19 protein-coding genes are annotated in these 21,192 nt (G+C 71.4%); 10 read left to right on the top strand and 9 right to left on the bottom strand.

The window, feature by feature from the left end; genetic code table 11:
- Positions 1 to 302: 302 nt before the first annotated feature.
- Entirely contained in the window at positions 303 to 2,240 is a 1,938-nt protein-coding gene (gene dnaA, locus ACFY1S_RS14670; protein WP_387117225.1) for a chromosomal replication initiator protein DnaA, read from the bottom strand.
- Between the two features lie 506 nt (positions 2,241 to 2,746).
- Here dnaA and rpmH point away from each other — a divergent pair.
- From rpmH to ACFY1S_RS14715, 9 genes are all read left to right on the top strand, one after another.
- Positions 2,747 to 2,884, top strand: a complete 138-nt coding sequence (gene rpmH, locus ACFY1S_RS14675) for a 50S ribosomal protein L34 (protein WP_007453904.1) — start codon at positions 2,747 to 2,749, stop codon at positions 2,882 to 2,884.
- Positions 2,885 to 2,918: 34 nt separating this feature from the next.
- Positions 2,919 to 3,335 (top strand): ribonuclease P protein component, encoded by a 417-nt coding sequence (gene rnpA / locus ACFY1S_RS14680; protein ID WP_387117228.1) that lies wholly within the window; start codon positions 2,919 to 2,921, stop codon positions 3,333 to 3,335.
- Positions 3,332 to 3,619, top strand: coding sequence for a membrane protein insertion efficiency factor YidD (yidD, locus tag ACFY1S_RS14685; protein WP_387117231.1), 288 nt, complete (start codon positions 3,332 to 3,334; stop codon positions 3,617 to 3,619). The genes rnpA and yidD overlap by 4 nt, the downstream gene beginning before the upstream one ends.
- A 2-nt stretch (positions 3,620 to 3,621) precedes the next feature.
- On the top strand, positions 3,622 to 4,608 hold the full coding sequence (gene yidC / locus ACFY1S_RS14690; RefSeq protein WP_357984843.1) for a membrane protein insertase YidC: 987 nt from the start codon (positions 3,622 to 3,624) through the stop codon (positions 4,606 to 4,608).
- Between the two features lie 212 nt (positions 4,609 to 4,820).
- Positions 4,821 to 5,441 (top strand): R3H domain-containing nucleic acid-binding protein, encoded by a 621-nt coding sequence (locus ACFY1S_RS14695; RefSeq protein WP_139584729.1) that lies wholly within the window; start codon positions 4,821 to 4,823, stop codon positions 5,439 to 5,441.
- A gap of 122 nt (positions 5,442 to 5,563) precedes the next feature.
- Positions 5,564 to 6,274, top strand: coding sequence for a 16S rRNA (guanine(527)-N(7))-methyltransferase RsmG (gene rsmG, locus ACFY1S_RS14700; RefSeq protein WP_387117684.1), 711 nt, complete (start codon positions 5,564 to 5,566; stop codon positions 6,272 to 6,274).
- Positions 6,275 to 6,878: 604 nt separating this feature from the next.
- Entirely contained in the window at positions 6,879 to 7,850 is a 972-nt protein-coding gene (locus ACFY1S_RS14705) for a ParA family protein (protein WP_387117687.1), read from the top strand.
- Between the two features lie 27 nt (positions 7,851 to 7,877).
- Positions 7,878 to 8,891, top strand: a complete 1,014-nt coding sequence (locus ACFY1S_RS14710; protein WP_387117234.1) for a ParB/RepB/Spo0J family partition protein — start codon at positions 7,878 to 7,880, stop codon at positions 8,889 to 8,891.
- A 1,540-nt stretch (positions 8,892 to 10,431) separates the two neighbouring features.
- Positions 10,432 to 11,445 carry a hypothetical protein gene (locus tag ACFY1S_RS14715; protein WP_387117237.1) on the top strand — a complete coding sequence of 338 codons (1,014 nt, stop codon included), beginning with the start codon at positions 10,432 to 10,434 and terminating at the stop codon, positions 11,443 to 11,445.
- A 114-nt stretch (positions 11,446 to 11,559) separates the two neighbouring features.
- On the opposite strand, the gene ACFY1S_RS14720 is transcribed toward ACFY1S_RS14715, so the two are convergent.
- Entirely contained in the window at positions 11,560 to 12,561 is a 1,002-nt protein-coding gene (locus ACFY1S_RS14720) for a D-alanine--D-alanine ligase (protein ID WP_387117240.1), read from the bottom strand.
- Positions 12,562 to 12,568: 7 nt separating this feature from the next.
- The gene (locus ACFY1S_RS14725) at positions 12,569 to 13,885 is read right to left on the bottom strand and encodes a PLP-dependent aminotransferase family protein (protein WP_387117244.1); all 1,317 of its coding nucleotides are present in this window, start codon (positions 13,883 to 13,885) and stop codon (positions 12,569 to 12,571) included.
- Positions 13,886 to 14,172: 287 nt separating this feature from the next.
- On the opposite strand from ACFY1S_RS14725, the gene ACFY1S_RS14730 reads away from it, so the two are divergent.
- Positions 14,173 to 14,838 carry a GNAT family N-acetyltransferase gene (locus tag ACFY1S_RS14730; protein ID WP_074315552.1) on the top strand — a complete coding sequence of 222 codons (666 nt, stop codon included), beginning with the start codon at positions 14,173 to 14,175 and terminating at the stop codon, positions 14,836 to 14,838.
- Positions 14,839 to 14,860: 22 nt separating this feature from the next.
- Here the strand turns inward: ACFY1S_RS14730 and ACFY1S_RS14735 are convergent, their stop codons facing one another.
- The 6 genes from ACFY1S_RS14735 to ACFY1S_RS14760 form a co-directional block, all read right to left on the bottom strand.
- Positions 14,861 to 16,027, bottom strand: coding sequence for an N-acetylmuramoyl-L-alanine amidase (locus ACFY1S_RS14735; protein WP_387117247.1), 1,167 nt, complete (start codon positions 16,025 to 16,027; stop codon positions 14,861 to 14,863).
- A gap of 161 nt (positions 16,028 to 16,188) precedes the next feature.
- Positions 16,189 to 16,512 carry a thioredoxin gene (gene trxA, locus ACFY1S_RS14740; protein WP_053651673.1) on the bottom strand — a complete coding sequence of 108 codons (324 nt, stop codon included), beginning with the start codon at positions 16,510 to 16,512 and terminating at the stop codon, positions 16,189 to 16,191.
- Between the two features lie 31 nt (positions 16,513 to 16,543).
- Positions 16,544 to 17,494, bottom strand: coding sequence for a thioredoxin-disulfide reductase (gene trxB / locus ACFY1S_RS14745; protein WP_387117251.1), 951 nt, complete (start codon positions 17,492 to 17,494; stop codon positions 16,544 to 16,546).
- Between the two features lie 180 nt (positions 17,495 to 17,674).
- Complete coding sequence (locus tag ACFY1S_RS14750; RefSeq protein ID WP_387117254.1) at positions 17,675 to 18,634, bottom strand: hypothetical protein; 960 nt, start codon at positions 18,632 to 18,634, stop codon at positions 17,675 to 17,677.
- The gene (sigM, locus tag ACFY1S_RS14755; protein WP_387117257.1) at positions 18,631 to 19,326 is read right to left on the bottom strand and encodes an RNA polymerase sigma factor SigM; all 696 of its coding nucleotides are present in this window, start codon (positions 19,324 to 19,326) and stop codon (positions 18,631 to 18,633) included. Before sigM ends, ACFY1S_RS14750 begins: the two co-directional genes overlap by 4 nt.
- 43 nt (positions 19,327 to 19,369) lie before the next feature.
- A complete protein-coding gene (locus ACFY1S_RS14760; protein WP_387117260.1) occupies positions 19,370 to 20,980 on the bottom strand; it encodes a protein kinase family protein in 1,611 nt (536 codons plus the stop codon).
- Positions 20,981 to 21,192 lie beyond the last annotated feature (212 nt).

A 21,192-nucleotide genomic window follows, 5' to 3' on the forward strand; every position in this document is an offset into this window, starting at 1 on the left:
GGGCCATGATCATCGGTGGACAACGCGACGGTTGTCCCCAGACGTCCACAGCGTCGTGCACAGGGTTTCTCCACAGCCTGTGGGTAACCGGCCACGAGCGGATCGTAGTTATCCACCGCCGGTGGACAACGAGCTGTGGACAACGAGTGGCAACCGAAGCGGACACGGCCCCGATGCTGTGGTCTGCACCATGTCGAGGGTCAAGCGGACGACCACCGGAACGGCGAAAAAGAACGCCCGGCCGGATCTCCGGCCGGGCGTGTCCCGGGACGATGGCGCCGCAGTCGCGACGAGCGCACTCCTCAGGTGTTCTGTTTGATCCGGTTGGTCAGCTCGGCGATCTGGTTGTACAGCGAGCGCCGCTCCGCCATCTGCTGCCGGATCTTGCGGTCCGCGTGCATGACAGTGGTGTGGTCCCGGCCGCCGAACGCCTGCCCGATCCGCGGCAGGGACAGCTCGGTCAGCTCCCGACACAGGTACATGGCCACCTGGCGGGCGTTGACAAGCACCCGGGAACGGGACTGGCCCCGCAGGTCCTCCAGGCTCACCCCGAAGTAGTCAGCCGTGGAGACCATGATCTGGTCCGCCGTGATCTCCGGGCCGGCGCCGTCCGGGATGAAGTCCCGTAGGACCTCCTCGGCCAGCGACAGCTCGACAGTCGACCGGGTCAGACTGGCGAACGCGGTCACCCGGATCAGCGCGCCCTCCAGCTCCCGGATCGAGTTCGACACCCGCGACGCGATGAACTCCAGCACGTCCGGCGGGGCGTAGAGCCGCTCCTGCGCCGCTTTCTTCTGCAGGATCGCGATCCGCGTCTCCAGGTCCGGCGGCTGGATGTCGGCGAGCAGCCCCCACTCGAAGCGGGTCCGCAGCCGGTCCTCCAGCGTCGCCAGTTGCTTCGGCGACCGGTCGGAGGTGATCACGATCTGCTTGTTGGCGTTGTGCAGCGTGTTGAAGGTGTGGAAGAACTCCTCCTGGGTGCGCTCGCGGTTCTCCAGGAACTGGATGTCGTCGATCAGGAGGATGTCGACGTCCCGGTAGCGCCGCTGGAACGCGCTGGTCTTGTCGTCCCGGAGCGAGTTGATGAAGTCGTTGGTGAACTCCTCGGTCGAGACGTACCGCACCGACCGGGCGTTGCCGAGCGTCGTGGCGTAGTGCCCGATCGCGTGCAGCAGGTGCGTCTTGCCCAGCCCCGAGCTGCCGTAGATGAACAGCGGGTTGTACGCCTTCGCCGGTGACTCCGCCACCGCGACGCTCGCCGCGTGCGCGAACCGGTTGGACGAGCCGATGACGAACGTCTCGAACATGTACTTCGGGTTGAGGCGGTTGCCGCCGGTGTCGGCGCCCGGCAGCCGGCGGTCGTCCCGCCCACCCGCCCGATGGTCGACGCCGCTGCGCCCCGGGCCGCTGTCCGTACCGCTGTCGCGGGGCAGTGCGCGGATCACGTGCTGATCCCGTGGCGACGCCGCCTCCTCGCGGTAGCGGGGCTCGTACGGCCGGGTGTCCGGGCCGGGCGGGTCCAGTCGGGCGGCCTGCTCGTCGTAGCCGCGCCGCTCCGGCCCGGCCCGTGGCGACCGCATCGGCTCCACGAACGACGCGCTGAACAGAGCCTCCTGACCGTCCCGGCTGGCCGGGATCAGCCCCGACCGGTGTCCCTCGGTCGTCGGCGCGGGAGGCGGACCGGCGGGCGCCGGCGGCGGGCCCGAGTCCGGGGCGTACGCGGCGCGCTGCTGGTCGGGGATTACCGCGTCCGCCGGCCGACCCGAATGCTCGTCGAGCGGGCCGGCGGGCGGACCGTCGACGTCACCCGGCTCGGGGGTGCTGCGGTAGACGGTGCCGGCCGGCCGGCCGGAGGCGTCCTCGGCCACCCGCACGGTGACCGCCACCTGGATCGGTCGGCCGAGCCGCCGGGTGAGCGCCTCGGTGATGGCCGGACGCAGTCGCGACTCGATCACGTCCCGCGTGAACGCGTCCGGAACGGAGAGCAGCGCGGTGTCCTCGACGATCGCCCGTAGTCGGGTCAGCCGGAGGTACGCACGCTGCTGGGCTGAGATGATCTCGTCGGCGAGCTCGTCGGTCGCCGCCAACCACACCGCGGCAAGGTCGGTCGTACCGGCCACCGTCGTGCCACCCCCTCGCCTCTGCTCCCGGCCGCCGCTGTCTGCAGCCGGCCATTCCGGGCCCGCCGCGTTCGCGGGTGGAACATCACCCACCCGGACGGTCGACCGGTGGTCGTCCACAGGTTATCCACAACCTGTGCGCAGACCGATGGCGGCCGTCCGTCGGACGCCTGTGGGACCTGCCCCCTGCCTGAACGGGCGCTGAAGCGGGTTCACCGTGCCGAACGATTCACTACCTTGTCCGGTCTTGCCTGCGACCGAAGCTTGAAGACGCTCACCGCAATCGGGCACGGTAACAGCGTTGTCCCTGCGCCATCAACCGGCGGCGCGGAGGCGGCCTTGTCGGCATCAGCGAAAACCGCCCCTTCGACCCCGGGCGAGTCCCGTCGTCCCGCCCGCGCTGAGGTGTTTGACGGTCATTGCCGCCCTGCGTAGGCTGGAGCGGCTGCTCTCTCGCCCTCTGCTAGGGTGATGGGTGCTTGCTGCCCGCGGTCGCATCCCCGCATCGCCGAGGTCCCGCTCCGCCGGGCAGCACCGATCGGTGGCCACCGTCGAGGTGGCCTGGACCACCCCACGACCCCGGCGATCCCGTCGCGCGGGGCGCGTACGAAAACGGAGAGCCTGACGTGAGCAAGCGCACCTACCAGCCGAACAACCGCCGGCGCGCGAAGACCCACGGCTTCCGGCTGCGCATGCGCACCCGTGCCGGCCGTGCCATCCTCTCGAGCCGCCGCGCCAAGGGTCGCACCACCCTGTCGGCCTGAGCCGACCGGGCCGGTCCGGGAAACGTGGGCAGTCGTGCTGGCCGCCGCACAGCGACTGCGGCGCAGCACTGACTTCGCCGCAGCGGTTCGCGGTGGCCGACGCGCCGGACGAGGCGCCGTCGTGGTCCATCTGACCGTGCCGGCGACCACCCACCCCAGCGCAGTGACCTCGCCGGAGCCGGCGCGGGACGCTGGCGCGGAGCAGCCCTCCGCGTCGACCCGCGCCGGCTTCGTCGTGTCCAAGGCGGTCGGCAACGCGGTGGTCCGCAACCGGGTGCGACGCCGGCTACGGGCGTTGACCCGGGAGCGGCTGGCCGCACTTCCGGCCGGCAGCACCCTCGTCGTACGGGCGCTTCCCGCAGCGGCCGAGGCGTCGTACCCCCGGCTGGCCGCCGACCTGGACGCCGCCCTCACGGTCGCGCGGTCACCCCGAGAGCGACGGTCCCGATGAGCGGCGATCCGGGCGCGCAGCCAACAGGTGCGGCCAGGGTGCTGATCGCGCCCATCATCGCGTACCGTCGGTGGATAAGTCCGGCACTGCCGGCCCGCTGTCGGTTCTACCCGTCGTGCAGTGCGTACGCGCAGGAGGCCGTCGCCCGCCACGGCGCGCTCCGGGGAGCCGCTCTGGCGGTCCGGCGACTGCTGCGCTGCCACCCCTTTCACCCTGGCGGACATGACCCGGTGCCGGAGCCGGGCGGCCGTCGTCGTGCTGATGTGACTGGAGCCCCGAATTGAGTCTGAGTCTCGACTGGATCTACTACGCGATTTCGTGGATCCTGCTGACCTGGCACTCGGCGTGGGACGCCATCGGGGTGCCCGTCGGGGCGGTGATCGGCACCAACTTCGCCTGGATCCTGTCCATCGTGTTCCTGGTGGTCACCGTCCGGGTGATCCTGTTCCCCGTCTTCGTCAAGCAGATCAAGTCGCAGCGGGCGATGCAGGCGCTCCAGCCCAAGGTCAAGGAGCTCCAGGAGAAGCACAAGGGTGACCGGGAGACGCTCCAGAAGGAGATGATGGAGCTCTATCGGAAGGAAAAGGCCAACCCGTTGATGGGCTGCCTTCCGATGTTCCTCCAGATCCCGGTCTTCCTCGGTCTCTTCCACGTGCTGCGCCGGCTCGACCCGGACAAGCAGAACAAGACCCTGTACGGCTGGACTGTCGACCAGTTCCAGAGCGCCTCGCAGGCGAAGCTCTTCACGGCCCCGATCGCCGGCAAGTTCGGCTCCACGGCCGACGAGCTCGCCAGCCTCGGCGCCAACGGCACCACCGTCAAGATCATTGCTGGTGTCCTGGTCCTCATCATGATCGGCACCACCTACCTGACCAGCCGTCAGATGATCCTCAAGACCGGCTGGGCGGAGGACCCGCAGCAGCGGATGATCCAGCGACTGATGCTCTACGGCATCCCCGCGTCGCTGCTGATCTCCGGCGCGATCTTCCCGATCGGTGTGATCATCTACTGGGTCACGAACAACCTCTTCACCCTCGGCCAGCAGCAGTGGGTGCTGCGGAAGTTCCCGCCGCCGGTCACCGCCAAGAAGGCCGCCGCCCCGGCCTCCAGCCGCAACCCGGTGCAGCCCGCCAAGTCCGCCGGTCTGTTCGGTCGCGGCAAGGCCGCCCCGCCGGCTCCGGTCAAGGCGACCGCGCCCAAGGTGGCAGGCCCGAAGCCGGGTGCCAAGCCCACCAACCCGAAGAAGAGCCGCCCCGCCAAGCGGCAGGGCTGACTCGTCCGGGCCGTCGTCGGGCAACCGGCGGCGGCCCGTTCCGCACCGCGCAGCCGCCGTACGGCCGGCGCCGGACGGAACCGACCGCGCACCGCGCGGCCACGGGCGACACTGCCCGTACAGACGTGCCCGTGGGCACCGGCGACCTCCAGCCGGCCCCGGGAAACCAGTCGGACCCGACGGTCCGGCCGAACGAGTACGGAGATGAGACCGTGACCGAGACCAGCATCCCCCGCGCCGAGCAGTCCCTGGACGAGGAGGAGACCGCACCGCTCGCGGTGGACGACGACACGGACGTCGAGTCCGACGACGACACCGAGTCGGACGACACCGGTGCCAGCGCCGGCGGCCGGGCGAAGAAGGCCACCGGCGAGGGCGACCTGTTCCGGCAGAGCGAGATCGCGGCCGACTATGTCGAAGGGCTTCTCGACATCCTCGACTACGACGGCGACATCGACGAGTTGGTGGCCGGCGGTCGCCCGGTGGTCGAGGTCGTCGGCGCGCGCCTGCAGAACCTGGTGGGCCAGCGCGGCGCCACCCTGGAGGCGCTCCAGGAGTTGACCCGGCTCGCCGTCTTCCGGCAGACCGGCACCCCGAGCCGCCTGCTGCTCGACGTCGGCGGCTACCGGGCGAACCGTCGCAAGGAACTCGCCGCGGTCGCCAAGAACGCCGTCGAGAAGGTCAAGGAGTACGGCGAGGCGGTGCGGCTGGAGCCGATGTCCGCGTTCGAGCGCAAGTGCGTGCACGACGTTGTCAACGCCATGTCCGGCGTGGAGAGCGAGTCCGAGGGTGTCGAGCCGAACCGGCGCATCGTCGTACGGCCGGCGGACTGACCGCGTTGACACACGACGACGCCACGGCCGACGCCGTGACCGGCCCGGGCGGCACGCCGCCCGGGCCGTCCGCTGTCCGGCCCGACACGACCGACACCGCTCCCTCGCCTGCCGACGCCGCGCTGCCGACCGCACTCGCCCCCGCGGCGCTGACCCTCTTCGGTGATCGGCTCGACCTGGCCGCCGCGTACGCCGAACTGCTGGCCACCGACGGCGTGGTACGCGGTCTGATCGGCCCCCGCGAGGCGCCCCGGATCTGGGACCGGCACCTGCTCAACTGCGCGGCGGTCACCGAGCGGATTCCGACCGCCGCGACCGTGCTCGACGTCGGCTCGGGCGCCGGCCTGCCGGGCCTGGTTCTCGCCATCGCGCGTCCCGACCTGACGGTCACCCTCATCGAGCCGCTCGCCCGGCGGACGTCGTTCCTCATCGAGGTCGTCGAGCGGCTGGGACTGGCCAGATCGGTACGGGTCTTCCGTGGTCGCGCCGACGAGGCGGCGAGCGGTTCCAGCGGTCGTGAGCCGATCAGCGGGGACGTGGTGACCTCCCGCGCGGTCGCACCCCTGGACCGCCTGGCGACCTGGAGCCTGCCGCTGACGGTCCGTGGCGGCCGCCTCCTGGCCCTCAAGGGGTCATCGGCTGCCGCGGAGATCGAGGAGCACGCCGACGTGGTCGCACGAGTCGGCGGCGGGGAGCCCACCGTTCACCTTTGCGGTGTCGGGGTCATCGACCCGCCCACCACCGTCGTGGAGATCGTGCGCGAGCGGATGGTCGGCCCGGCCCGCCCGGCGGCCAGCAAGCGGTCCCGGGGCGGTCGCGCCCGCCGTCGCTGACGCTTCGCGCCATCGGGCGTCCGGCCGGTCGGTTGCCTCGTTGTACCGGTACGGATGGAACGAGGGTATGAGAACCCGACGTGGACCGGCCACGCCCGTCCGCCGTAGGCTGACCGCGCGTCGATAGTGTGGAGCGGGCGGCGGACGTCGCGGGTCTCCCGACCGCTCCCGAGGAGCCGTACGCTCCGGGGTGCGGGCGTGGGTGCGGCCAAGTTGACCGGGGCGCGGACCGACCATCCGAAGCGGGCAGGGATGACAGGTGCATGACGACGGCAGGTACGACGATCCACGCGTGACCGGGTCAACCAACGACCCTGTTTCACGTGAAACCGACTACCAGGGCTGGACGCCCGGCGATTCTGGACCGTCGCCCCGACCAGCGGACAACGATCCGCCGGTGCCACGCGACGATTCACCGAGGCCGGTCCGTCCGGACGCCCCGGAACCGACGACCGCCCGGAGGCCCTCGGAGGGGCTCAGCCGGCCAGCCAACACCGTCGAGGTGCGACAGACGGTCGGTCGGCGGAACACCGCCGCGGCCGTCCGCTTCGAGCAGGCGGTGCCACACCAACCCACTGCGGCGGGCGCTCAGGACGCCGCACCGGTGACTCCCGACATACCTGTGGCATCGGCCGAGTCGCTGGCGGCAGTGGCGGCAGATCCCACGTACGTTTCACGTGAAACCCCGACGCGCGAAGAGGATGACCCACCGTTGGCTATGGAGGCGATGCGCGCCGTGCAGATCCTGAATCCCAGTGGCGAGGTGACCATGCCTCGACCGGACCGGACCCGGGTCATGTGCGTCGCCAACCAGAAGGGCGGCGTGGGCAAGACCACGACCACCGTCAACCTTGCGGTGGCACTCGCCCTGCACGGCAACCGGGTGCTCGTGGTCGACCTCGACCCTCAGGGCAACGCCTCCACCGGGCTCAACGTGCCGCACCACACCGGTATCCCGGACGTCTACGACTGCCTGATCAACAGCGTCCCGCTGTCCGAGGTCGCGCAGGCGGTCGAGGGCATCCCCAACCTCTGGTGCGTACCGGCGACCATCGACCTCGCCGGCGCGGAGATCGAGCTGGTGTCGGTGGTGGCACGGGAGTCCCGCCTCGACCGGGCCATCACCGCCTACCCCGGGCAGTTCGACTACGTCTTCATCGACTGCCCGCCCTCGCTCGGCCTGCTCACGGTCAACGCCCTGGTCGCCGCGCAGGAGGTGCTGATCCCGATCCAGTGCGAGTACTACGCACTGGAGGGGCTCAACCAGCTGATCAACAACATCAACCTGGTACGACAGCACCTCAACCCGAACCTCGACGTCTCCACGATCCTGCTGACCATGTACGACCGTCGTACCCGGCTGGCCGACGCGGTCGAGCAGGACGTCCGGAACCACTTCGGCGACAAGGTCCTCCAGGCGGTCATCCCCCGCAACGTGCGGGTCTCCGAGGCACCCAGCTACGGCCAGTCGGTGATGACCTACGATCCCGGTTCGCGGGGAGCCACGAGTTACTTCGAGGCCGCCCAGGAAATCGCCGAGCGGGGCGTCAAGGAGCCGGTGGGCCGGAATGCGTAGTGAGGAAGAGACGCTGGGAGGCGTGGCATGAAGAACCGTCCTCGGGGCGGTCTGGGTCGGGGCCTGGGGGCGCTCATCCCGACCGGGCCGGTCAACGGTGTGGGCACCGCGACGGCCGAGCCGGAGAACGAGTCCGTCGACGACGAGGGAACCCCGGCGTCAACGCCTGCGGCGGTCTTGGCACCTGCACGGCCGGAGCCGGAGGTGGCGCTCAGCCCGGTGCCCGGTGCCCGGTTCGCCGAGATCCCGGTCGACGCGATCGTGCCGAACCCCAAGCAGCCCCGCCAGGTCTTCGACGAGGATGCGCTGGAGGAGCTGAAGATCTCGATCCAGGAGGTCGGCTTCCTCCAGCCGATCGTCGTCCGGCAGCTCGACGACGAGAAGTACGAACTCGTCATGGGCGAGCGCCGCTGGCGGGCCGCTCAGGCGGTGGGGCGGGAGAACATCCCCGCGATCGTCCGGGACACCCGTGACGACGCCATGCTCCGCGACGCGCTGTTGGAGAACATCCACCGGGCCAACCTGAACCCGTTGGAAGAGGCAGCCGCCTACCAGCAACTGCTGGAGGAGTTCGGCGCCACCCACGAGGAACTCGCCCGCCGGATCGGGCGGAGCCGCCCGCAGATCTCCAACACGATTCGACTGCTCAACCTTCCGGCGCAGGTGCAGCGCCGGGTCGCCGCCGGGGTCCTCTCTGCGGGGCACGCCCGGGCCCTGCTGAGCCTCGACGAGTCCGCCGCCCAGGAACACCTGGCGATGCGGATCGTGGCCGAGGGACTCTCGGTCCGTGCGACCGAGGAGATCGTGGCCCTCACGCTCAACGACGGTCCGGCGAAGGGGGCCGCGAAGCGCCGGCCCAAGCCTCACGCGCCAGCCCTCTCCGACCTCGCCGATCGGCTGTCCGACCGGTTCGACACCCGGGTGAAGGTCGACATCGGGCGGAGCAAGGGCAAGATCACGATTGAGTTCGCCACTGTCGACGACCTGGAGCGGATCGTCGGCATCATCGGAGTTCAACAGCAGGAGCAGAGCGAGGACTGAGCCATCTCGCCAGCAGCGGCCGCGCTCCCCACGGGGGCGCGGCCGTTCTGTCTCTGACTCTCGGGGTTCCGTTTCACGTGAAACGGCGAGGCCGGCCAGGTTCCCTGGTTCGTCCGTTCGTTCGTTCGCTCCCGCTGTGGATGCCGATGAAGCGAGGCGCGGTCCCGCCATTGCCGTTTCACGTGAAACGGAGACGCGACGAGCGGTTGACCTCCAGCGACATCCGGAGAAGGGCCGCGCGCCCGCTGAGCGGCCTCCTCTGGGATTGTTGGCCACAGGAGAAGACAGCACCAGAGTGAGCCGAGTCGCGGCCTCTACGTCGCATCGTGGCCCCACGCGGGTGCTTGGGAAGCGGCGTGTGGTCCGGCGGTGCGGCGCCTGCGCGCGGCGAGCGCGGCCTTGGCCCAGATGCGGCTGAAGCTGCGGGACGCGCCGGTGACGACGGGCCGCCCTGGCCGCGATCATCGGGCTGGAGCCGTGGGCTGGGATCGCCGGGGCCGGGTACGCCGGATCGCGAGCGCCGGGTTGGGACCGGGTTCGCGAGCCCCGCACCGGGACCGCCGGGCGGATCGTTGGGGTCGCGAGGCCCGCACCGGGACCGCCGGGCGGACCGTTGGGGTCGCGAGCCCCGCACCGGGACCGGGCACGCCGGATCGCAGAACGCTGGATCGGGGCCGCCGGGCCGCAAAGCTACGAGCGCTGGGGGCGGGACTGGCGGGCGCGACTGGCGGCGGGACTGCCGGCCCGGGACTGGCGGGCCGGGACCATCGCGCAGGGAGCCGTCGGGCTGACGGTAGGGCCGCGAGCGCCGAGAGCGGGAGCGCCAGACCGACTGCAAGGGCTCTGCCGGCCTCAGACCTAACAACTCCCCCGCCTAGCGGCTTCACCGATAGGGCGAGGCGTTCTGGGTGAGACGGCCCGCAGCCGCTCCGGGACACCCCCGTACTGCTTGGCGCGGACGGGGAAACAGACGACGCCCGGCTGACCCGGCCCTCGGCTTGTGCTGCCGGGCGCCCGGCAGCGGTACCGCAGATCGCGCCAGAGCGGGTCGGTGGGGCTGGTGAGCGCACGGCCCGAGTTGCGCCTCGGCGCGACCCGGGTTGGGAGGACGCGCCGCGCTGCTGCCCCCGCGAGGCGCCTGTCCCGGGGGAGGCCCGTCGGCTGGCTGTCAGGCACCGGGAGGCAGTTCTGGCGACCCGAGCGGTGCAGGGGGCCGGCGCCCCAGCGGACACGGTCGGCTGCGGACTCTTCAGCCCCGGTTTCACCCACGACGCAGGGGGTCGAAGATCTCACCCCGACGATCGGCGCACAACGAACGAGAGCTCCAAAAGTTATCCACACCGGTTGTCCACAGGTACCCCCCGTTTCACGTGAAACCCCGCGTGAAAGCGGGTGCCAGCCTGTGGATGACGGCCCGTGTTCGGGGTCTCGGCAGCCTGTGGACATCACCGGACCGATCGACGACGAACGCTGACCTGACCGGTCGTCACCTGCCGATCGGGTAGGGACAGCCGCGCCGGACTCCGTTAGGGTCAGCGTCGTGCACCACACCCCTCCCTCAGTCCCGGACTTCACCCAGTGGCCCTCGTTTCCCTTCGAGGGGGACCTGCGCGTGAAGCAGCTCGACGACCCGGTCCCGGTCGAACCGCCACGCAAGGGCGAGGGCCTCCGGGAATGCACCGCCTGCAACGCCCCGGACGACGCCTACATCTGGGTGGGCGAGCGGTGGCGGGTCCGTGCCATGGACCGGCCCACGGGCCTGCCCATGGTGCTCATCCTCGAATCGCGCACTCATCTCGACCTGGGCGACCTGCCGAACCTGCTCGCCGCCGAGTTGGGTGTGATGACCGTACGTCTGGAACGGGCCATCCGGTCACTGGACGGCGTCGCCCGGGTGCACGTCAACCGATGGGGCGACGGCTCGGCGCACCTGCACATGTGGTTCCTGGCTCGACCGTACGGCCGGCTCCAACTGCGGGGCACGTTCCTGTCTCTGTGGGACTCGATCCTGCCGCCGATCTCCGAAGCGCAGTGGCGGGAAAATCTGGCGCTCGTCGCAGCTTGGCTGGCGGAGTTCGGCGGCCGGCCGCTGGCCGAGCCTCCCCGCATCCAGTGGCAGGCGCCGTCCAGTCTGCTGGCCCAGTCCGCCGCCGCGCACGCCGCCGCGGAGGCGGAGGCTGTCTCGGTGATCGAGGCGGCGGAGGAGATCCCGAAGCCGGAATCGGACCCGACGAGCGGCGCCGACGGCGACGGCGGCAGCAACGACGACGGTCAGGGCGCAACGACCACCGAGCCCTCAACGGCGGACGCCATCGTCCCGCCCTCCAACAAAGTCCCGCCCACCGACAAGGACGCGCTCCGCTCGCCCACCGACGGAGACGCCGCCAACTCGCCTATCGACGAAGTAACCCCCGGCAGCGCGGCGCAGGCCGGCGTCGCCGAACAGAACACGGGCCGGAACGGGAACGCCGAGGGCGTCGACGGCGGGCACGACAGCGCCGCACCGGGGGACGAGGGCACCACCCCGGCGGCCCCTACGGCGACGCCGGCATGACGGCGATCGCGGCCAAGCGGCTCGGTCGAGGCGTACCTCAGGACTGTCGCTGACGAACGAGGTTGGCGGTGGCACCTGACGGGCTGCCGCCAACCTCGACTCGCGGCGGGATGGTCAGGAAGCTGTGACGCGGGCGGCGGCGCGGGTGACGAGCGAGCCGATGAGCCGCCCGAAGTCCAGACCGGCGGCCTGCACGGCGAGGGGCAGCAGCGACGTCTCCGTCATACCCGGTGAGACGTTGACCTCCAGGACGTGCGGCTGGCCCGCGGCGTCCACGATCACGTCGACGCGGGACAGGTCGCGCAGGCCGAGCGCGGTGTGCGCGGCGAGCGCCACGTCCGCCACCGTGGCGGCGACCTCCGGGTCCAGTCGGGCCGGCGCGTGCCAGGTGGTCCGCCCGGCGGTGTAGCGGGCCGCGTAGTCGTACACGCCGTTGCGGGGAACGATCTCCACCGGCGGCAGTGCCTGCGGGCCGTCGCCGAGATCGACCACTGAGACCGCCACGTCCATTCCCTGCACGTACCGCTCGACCAGAGCTGTGGAGTCGTACGCAAAGCAGCCCACCATCGCGGCCGGCAGCGCTGCGGCGTCCCGCACCACCGCGCCACCCAGCCCCGAACCGCCCTGCGCCGGCTTGACCATCAGGGGAAGGCCGAGACGGTCGGCGATCCGATCCAGGACGGCGACCGCGCCGAGCTCGGAGAAGCGGTCGTGCGGCAGGGCCACCCAGTCGGGGGTGGGGATGCCTGCCTCGCGGAGCACCGCCTTGGCTGACGGCTTGTCCCAGGCGAGCCGCGAGGCGCGGGCGTCACAGCCGACGTACGGGATGTCGCACAGGTCCAGCACCCCGCGCAGCGAGCCGTCCTCGCCGGTGGCGCCGTGCAGGGCGATCACCACGGCGTCCGGCGGGTCCGCTGCGAGTGCCGGTAGCAACGCCACGTCGGCGTCGCGCAGTTCCGCCTCGACGCCTACGGCACGCAGCGCGTCGAGGACCCGCCGGCCGGAGCGCAGCGAGACATCCCGCTCGTAGGAGAGCCCGCCGGCGAGCACAAGCACCCGCAGGTCGGCCGAGACGGCGGGATCGGTCACGAGGAGGCGCTCGGCTGTCGTACCCATGCCGGCATCATGCCAAGTCGGGACCTGGCACGTCGGAGCCGGCCTGCCCGCGCCGACCCGCGGTGCCGCCGCCCACGGCGCCGAAGACCCGGCGCATCGCGATCTCCTGCTCCATCACGCCGGCAAGCCGGCGGACGCCCTCGCGGATCCGCTCCGGCGGCGGGAAGCTGAAGTTCAACCGCATGGTGCCGGTGCCGGTGCCGTCGGCGTAGAAGCCGGTGCCGGGCACGTACGCGACCCGGGCGGCGACCGCGCGCGGCATCATCGCCTTCGAGTCGAGCCCTTCGGGCAGGGTGGCCCAGACGAACAGGCCGCCGGCCGGTGTGGTCCAGCTGGTGCCCTCGGGCATGAGGTCGGCCATCGCGTCGAGCAGGGCGTCGCGACGTTCCCGGTAGACCTCGCGGTAGACCTTGAGCTGCTGCCGCCACGGCATCGTGCCGAGGTAGGTGGCCACCGCCGCCTGGGCGTAGCCGCTGGGGCAGAGGATCTGCGCCTCGCTGGCGATGACCAGCTTGTCGCGGACCGCGTGCGGCGCCAGGATCCAGCCGACCCGCAGACCCGGCGCGAAGGTCTTGGAGAAGGTGCTGAGGTAGAACACCCCGTCGCGGCGGCGGGCCCGCAGCGGCGCCGGCGCGTCACCCTCGAACCCCAACTGGCCGTACGGGTCGTCCTCGACGACGAGCAGGCCGGCGCGCTCGCAGATGTCGAGCACCCGTTCCCGGCGCTCCTCGCTGAGCGTCACGCCCGTCGGGTTCTGGTAGGTGGGGATCGTGTAGAGGAACTTCACCCGCCGCCCCGCGCGGGCCAGGTCGGCGATCGCCGCCTCCAGTGCCTCCGGGATCAGCCCGTCGGCGTCCATGGGTACGTGTGCGACCTGAGCCTGGGCAGCCTGGAACACCCCGAGCGCGCCGACATAGGTCGGCCCCTCGGCGAGCACCACGTCGCCCGGGTCGAGGAAGAGTCGGGCCACCAGGTCCAGAGCCTGCTGCCCACCGACGGTGACGACCACGTCCTCGGGGGAGGCGCCGCACCCGGCGTCGATCCCGGAGAGCGCCATCACCTCGCAGATCCGCTCGCGCAGCTCCAGGGTGCCCTGGCCGATGCCGTACTGGAGGGTGGTGACGCCGTGCTCGGAGCCGAGCCGGCCGAGCATCTCACCGACCGCGTCGAGCGGCAGGGCGGCGATGTACGGTGCTCCACCGGCGAGCGAGACGACCTCCGGCCTGCTGGCCACGGCGAAGAGTGCTCGGATCTCGGAGGCGGTCATCCCTCGTACCCGCCGGGCGTACCGGTCGGTGTAGTCGTCGAGTGTCGTGCCGGTCATGACCTCACCTCGATCGCTGCTCGGGTGGCTCCCGCCCCGGGTACCCCGCACGCACGTGACCATGGCGGCCGGGACACCGATTGTCGATCCTAGCCGCCTCTGGCCAGCGTGCCGGCCTGCCGAGACGGATCGTCCACATCCCGGACCCGTCCCCCGGTGCGGTGACGATGTGCGCGTCCCCTCCCGTACCGCCGATCTGCGGCGTACGATCGCTCGTCGGGGACAGGAAGGCGGCGCTGTCGTTGCGTGCCGGTCTCACCGCCGAGCCTATTGTGGGGATGCGCCATATGTCGCGACGTCTGGTCAGCCTGACCCTCGACACGCTGGAGGATCTTCCTCGCCCCTGCCGGCAGTGCGTCTACTGGGAGCTGGATCCGGTGTCCGCCGACCGGGCGTGCGCCGCTGGCGACCCGGGCCTGGAGAAGGAGGCGTGGGTTTCCCAGACCCTGCTGGAGTGGGGTTCGTGCGGCAAGCTCGCGTACGTCGACGGCATGCCGGCCGGCTTCGTGATGTACGCCCCGCCGGCCTACGTTCCCCGCTCGATGGCCTTCCCGACGTCGCCGGTCTCCGCCGACGCGGCGCTGTTGATGACCGCGAACGTGGTGGCCGCGTTCGCCGGTGGCGGGCTGGGTCGGATGCTCGTGCAGGGCGTCGCCCGGGACCTGACCAAGCGGGGGATCAAGGCGATCGAGGCGTTCGGCGACGCGAAGTTCGGGGACGCCGACGACCCGGCGGGCGGGTGCGTCGCGCCTGCCGACTTCTTCCTCTCCGTCGGCTTCAAGACCGTCCGGCCCCATCCCCGGTTCCCCCGACTGCGCCTTGAGCTGCGGACCGCCCTGAGCTGGAAGTCCGACGTCGAGTACGCGCTGGAGAAGCTCCTCGGCTCGATGAGCCCGGAGACCCTGCTCCGCCCTGTGCGGCCCGCCCCGGCGACCCGCTCCACCGGCGGCTGAGCATCCGTCGCGGCACCGCCGCTCAGCTGACCACCGTGGCGGCGTGCACCACCGCCCGCAGTTCGCTGACGTCGAGCGAGCCGGTCGGGACGTCCCGCTCGATCGGGTAGTACATGCGCTGCACCGCTGCCACGATCGCCTCCACCACCCGGTCGCGGAACCGGGGGTCGACCAGCCGGGTGCGGTCCGTCGGCGAGGTGAGGTAGCCGACCTCGACCCGGACGGCAGGCATCCGCGTCAACCGCAGCAGGTCCCAGGCCTTGGCATGGGTGCGGCAGTCCCGTAGCCCGGTCCGCGCGACGATCTCCCGCTGGACCAGCCCGGCCAGCCGTTCGCCGGTCGCCGAGGTCACGCCGTTGTCGGTGCCGTAGTGGTAGGTCGCCACGCCTTCGGCGTCCGGGTTGGCGTGCCCGTCGAGGTGCAGCGAGATGAACACGTCGGCGCCGAGCGAGTTGGCCAGCAGCGCCCGGTCGGTGTCCGGCAGGCAGCTGTCGGGCGCCGGACCCCTGGTCAGCTGCACCCGTACCCCGGACGCGGCGAGCCGCCCCTCCAGCCGGCTGGCCAGGTCGTGCACCAGGTCCGCCTCCGTCCAGCGCAGCGGCCCGTCGGGCACCACCATGCCCGGGTCGGTGCCGCCGTGCCCGGGGTCGATGACGACTGTCTTGCCGACGAGCGCCGGCCCGGACTGCCGGATGGCGTCGGACTCGCGCAGCCACTGGGGGCGGCCACCGACGACCTTGCGGCCGATGCGGCGCAGCGCGTTCATGGTGTGCGGGCCGCAGGAGCCGTCGGGGGTGAGCCCGACCTCGCGCTGGAACTGGGCCACCGCGCGGGAGGTGCGGATGCCGTAGATGGCGTCCGCGCGACCCACGTCGTACCCCATCTCCAGCAGCCGCTCCTGGAGCGACCGGACGTCCTCGCCGGTGAGCGGGTCGGGGACCGCGTGGTAGAGGGTGCGGGCGCCGAGCCTCCAGCGTGCGGCGTCCAGCGCCCCCCAGGTCTCCGACCCGACCCGGCCGTCGACGCTGAGCCCCCGGGACTGCTGAAACGCGCGGACCGCCCGTTCGGTGTCGAGGTCGAACTCGTCGGCGTTCGCACCGGCAGTGGACGCGAGCAGGTCGAGGCCGGTGAGGATGGTTCGGATCTCCGTGACCGCTGGTCCCCGGTCACCGGGTCGGATCGGACGCACGCTCGACCCCCTCTGCACAACGCTGGCTGGCCGGGCGCGGCCTCGGCTTGAGGCTATGCGTTCCGGGGCGGTGTGGGGGCTCGGGCCGAGAAAAACGGCCCCGGAAACAGCGAACCCCGCACCCCCTTGAGGGGTACGGGGTTCGGTGATGTTTCTGCTGGTCAGAGAGCCGATTCGATGAGCCGGACCAGCTCGCCCTTCGGCTTGGCACCCGCGATCGACTGCACCGGCTGGCCGTTCTTGAACACGGTGAGCGTCGGTACGGACATCACCCGGTAGGCGCGGGCGGTCTCCGGGTTCTCGTCGATGTTGAGCTTGACGATGCTGACCCGGTCGCCCATCTCGCCGGCGATCTCCTCGAGCAGCGGCGACACCTTGCGGCAGGGGCCGCACCACTCGGCCCAGAAGTCCACCAGAACCGGCTTGTCCGCCTGCAGCACGTCAGCGACGAAGCTCTTGTCCGTGACCGCCTTGGTATTTCCCACTGTGCCCCTCCTCCGGGATCTGTTCCTTGTTTCAGCTGAGCGTCGCGATGAACCGCTCGGCGTCGAGCGCGGCGGCACAGCCGGTGCCTGCCGCGGTGATCGCCTGACGGTAGGTGTGGTCGACCACGTCGCCGGCGGCGAAGACACCTGGCACGTTGGTGCGGGTGCTCGGGGCCTGGACCTTCACGTAGCCCTCGTCGTCCAGCTCGACCTGGCCCCGGAACAGCTCACTGCGCGGGTCGTGACCGATGGCCACGAAGACGCCCGTCACGTCGAAGACCTTGGTCTCGCCGGTGTGCACGTTGCGGAGCCGTACGCCGGTGACCTTGCCGTCGTCGCCCAGGATCTCCTCGACGGTGCTGTTCCACTCGACCTTGATCTTCTCGTTGCTCAGCGCCCGGTCGGCCATGATCTTGCTCGCCCGGAACGAGTCCCGCCTGTGGACGATGGTGACCGAGTCGGCGAAGCGGGTGAGGAAGCTGGCCTCCTCCATCGCCGAGTCGCCACCGCCGACGACCACGATGTGCTGGTTGCGGAAGAAGAAGCCGTCACAGGTCGCGCACGAGGAGACGCCGTGGCCCAGGTACTCCTGCTCGCCGGGCACGCCCAGCGGACGCCAGGCCGAGCCGGTGGAGAGGATGATCGAGCGGGCCCGGTACGCGGTCTCACCGACCCAGACGGTGCTGACCGCGCCGGAACCGGCGTCGCCGGTGTCCACGAGCTCGACCCGGGTCACGTCGTCGGTGAGGAACTCGGCGCCGAACCGCTCGGCCTGCTTGCGCATGTTGTCCATCAGCTCGGGGCCGAGGATGCCGTCGGCGAAGCCGGGGAAGTTTTCCACCTCGGTGGTGGTCATCAGCGCGCCACCGGACTGGACGCCCTCGATGATCAGCGGCTTCAGGTTGGCGCGTGCGGCGTAGACCGCCGCCGTGTAACCGGCCGGCCCGGAGCCGATGATGATCAGGTTGCGGACCTCGTCCACTGCCGTCTCCCGCGTTGTGTGTGTTCGGCGTCGGTGCGCACCGACGCCGATCCGAGTGCCGACGCCTGGGGGGTGCCGGCAGCTGACTTCCAGAACGTCATCGTACGAACCGGGGATTCCCGAGCCGGGCATCCGGTGGGTCAGGTCACGTAGAAGGTCATCGCACCGGTGACCGCTGATTCACCCTACCCGCGTCGAATACCGCGTGTCCGAGCCGGACCCTGGGACACCGCACTCCGGACCGCTCACCCAGGCCCAGCGGGCCCCGGTGGAGTCGGTGAACCTGATGACCAGCGCCTGCTCACCCTGGAACTCGGCGAAGTCGATCACCTCGACCACCAGCGGGGCGGAACCGTGCTCCGTCGCCACGTCGGCCAGGCAGGCGGTCAGCGCACTCTGGTCGGTGAGGCGCGCCAGCTGGTCCAGACCGTCCGGCGCGGGCCGTCGGCCTCCCTCGGCGTCCACCCCGGGCTGGTTGGCGGGGGCGTCGCCGGGAGCGCCGGACGGGGTGCGGGTGGGGATGTCGGTTGCCTGGTAGGGCGCCGGCCGGTCCGCGTCCCCGAGGGTCTGCGGGTCGTAGTCCGTACCGCTGCGCAGTGCCGGCCCGGTGGTGCGGACCGCTCCGGCCGTCGCGGCGCCCTCGGGCGCGCTGGCCGGCCGGTCCAGGGCGCTGGTGCCGGCGATGTCGGAGGCGTCCATCCACAGCTGGTTGAGGCCCAACGCGACCCCGACGACGGCGACCGCCGCGACGGCCACCGGTGCCCCACGCCGCACCCAGCGGCGCCGACGGCGGCCAGGGCCGGTGGCGGCCGTGCGATCGGGTTCGGCGGGCCGCCGACCCGCTCCACCCTGGGCCGGTACGACACCCGGGGAGACGGTGGTGTCGTCAGCGGCGGCGAGCGCCGCGAGGAGCCGGTCGGCGACCGCCGGCGGCATCTCCGGAGACGGGCCGGCCCACTCGGCCAGGTCGGCCTGCACCTGCGTCAGCGCGGAGTCCAGCCGGGCGTGCGCCTCGGCCCACGCCGGGTCCGAATCCACCAGACGGGCGACCTCCGCCTGCTGCGGCGTGCTGTCCAGCGCCCCGCCGAGGTAGTCAGCGAGCAGGTCGTCGTCGACCTCCCTGAACCCCTCGGTCGTCACGTGTCCTCCTGATTGGCGTCCCGCCGGTAACGGCCCGGCCCCGATCCGACGCCCTCCACCGGGCGGAGGTTCCCCGGGGTGACGCCCGGCACGTCCCCGGTTGCGTCCGACGGCTGCGGACGGGCCGGACGGAGGTGCCCGAGCGCCACCGCGAGCCGGGCTCTGCCCCGTGCGCAGCGGCTCTTCACCGTGCCCTCGGCGACACCGAGGATGCGAGCCACCTCGGCGACGGGGTAGCCCTGCACGTCCACCAGCACCAGGGCGGCGCGCTGTTCGACGGGCAGGGTGGCGAGTGCCTGGCGGACCACGAGCGCGGTGTCGTGGTCCTGTATCGGCGCGGCCGGCTCCACACCCCGGGTGCCGGAGCCGTCCCCGGCCGGGTCGCCGTCGGGCAGCGGCACCGTGGGATGCGCCTGGCGGCGTCGGATCCGGTCCAGGCAGGCGTTGACCACGATCCGGTGCAGCCAGGTGGTGACCGCGGAGTCACCGCGGAAACGGCCGGCCGCCCGGTGCGCGGACAGCAGCGCGTCCTGGAGGGCGTCCGCCGCCTCCTCGCGGTCGCCGAGCGTCCGCAGAGCCACCGCCCACAACCGGTCGCGGTGTCGGCGGAACAGCTCGGCGAACGCGTCCCGATCGCCTGCGACGTGGGCGCGCAGCAGCTCCAGGTCCGTCGCCGCGTCGCGCCCGTCCATCACCGCGTCCAGCGGATGCGGTGCCCGGACCGTGGTGCCCGGCTCACGACCCCTGGACCGTAATCTCCTGCACCCCCAGCTTGAACCCGCCCTCGGACGGCGGCAGCTGGGTGATCCAGAACAGCAGGTACCGGTACTTCGTGTCGGCGTCGAAGCCGTTGAACGTCATGGTTGTGCCGTCGTGATCCTCGAACGGCTGACCGATGAGGGTCTTGTAGCTCGCGACCAACTGCTTGTCACCGCTGGAGCTTGACGGCGGGCTGGTCGTACCGGCGAGGAGCTGGGCGGACGCGCCGGTGGCCGACAGCACCGCCTGGACCGACTTGACTGTGTGCGGCTCGCCGAGGTCGATCCAGACGCCCATACCCTTCTTCAGGTTGCCGAAGTTGGGTCGGTCGCGGTACGTCTCGGTCTCCCAGCCCTTGTCCTCGTCACCGTCGATGACCTTGTCGGCGCCGTCGACCTCGCTGCGGTCCTTGCTCTCCGGATCGATGATCCGGACGTTCTTCACGGTCAGCTTGCGGGCCGTGGCGGCGGCCGGGGTGGCCTCGCCGGCCGGGGCGCTGGAGGTGGGTGGGGCGACGGGGTTGGCCTGCTTGTCCTTGTCGCCGTCGCCACCGAGCGCGCTGATCCCGATCAGCAGGCCGACCAGGGCGACCGCCAGCAGGCCGGCGATGCCGATCGCGACCTTGCGGCCACCGGCAGCCGCCAGCGGGGACGGCTCCTCCTCGGTGTCGGCCGCGAACCGCAGCGGGCCACTGTTGTCGAGGTAGTGCTCATCCTCGGCCGGCACGTCCAGTCGCGCCAACTCGGCGGCGAGCACGTCCGACGAGGGCGGCGCGATCTCGGCGTCGAGCAGGTCCATCGTCAGGTCGTCCAGGTACGCGGGCACACCGGCCCGGACCTGCCGGGGTGCCGCGATGGCGCCTGTGGCGTCCCGGACACCGTCCGGAATGGCGGCGCGACCGTGGCCGGCGGTGGCGCCGTGCAGTGGCGCCTCGGCGTGCGGCCAGTGGCCGGTCAGGGCGAAGTAGAGGATGCCGCCGACAGCCCGGATGTCGTTCTCCTGGCTGTCGGCGCCGTCGGTGCGCGCGTCGGCAAGCACCACGCGGCCCTCGTCGCTGATCATGACGGTGCCGGGGTGGACGTTTCCGTGCACCATGCCTGTGGCGTGCACCGCGGCCAGCGCACTCGCGACGGCGTTGCCGATCGCGGTGGCCCGGGCCGGGTCCAGTGGGCCCTCGGTCGCCAGGTCGCGCAGGGACTGCCCGTCGACCCACTCACGGACCACGTACGCCCGCTCGGCCTCGTCGATCGCGTCGTAGACGCCGACCAGGTTGGGGTGGATGACCCGGCTGGCCGCGACAGCGGCCTGGAGCATCTCGGTGGCGGAGTCGCCACCCGGATAGCGCAGCACCACCGCGACGGGACGGCGCAGGATGACGTCGACCCCGCGCCAGACCAGCCGACCCGCGCTGTCGTTGTTGATGTGCTCGACCAGCTCGTAACGTTCGGCGAGGATTTCACCGGCCGTGGGAGCACCGAAGGTCATGACCGGCGGAGCGCTCTCGTCCGCCTCCTGACCCTCGCCGACCTGGGTCACCCGTCCTCCCTCGGTGATCGTGTCGATCGATGGACCCGAACTGCTGGGCATGTGGCTTCCCGCTCTGCCGTCGAAGGAACCGGCCGACCGGTGTCGACGCCCAGCGTCGGCGCCTGCCGTACCCGTCGAGAAGGACCTTACCCGGGTTGCCCGTCTCCCCGACATGTCATCTTCCCGCCGTACCCGGCGGGGTGCCGGGAGTCAGGGCAGTCGTCCGGTTACGACCGTTCTCAGCCACGTTGCTGGCACATGTACTAGCCAAT

Origin of the sequence: Micromonospora sp. NPDC000663, from assembly GCF_042898105.1 — a bacterium.
Lineage (GTDB): Bacteria > Actinomycetota > Actinomycetes > Mycobacteriales > Micromonosporaceae > Micromonospora.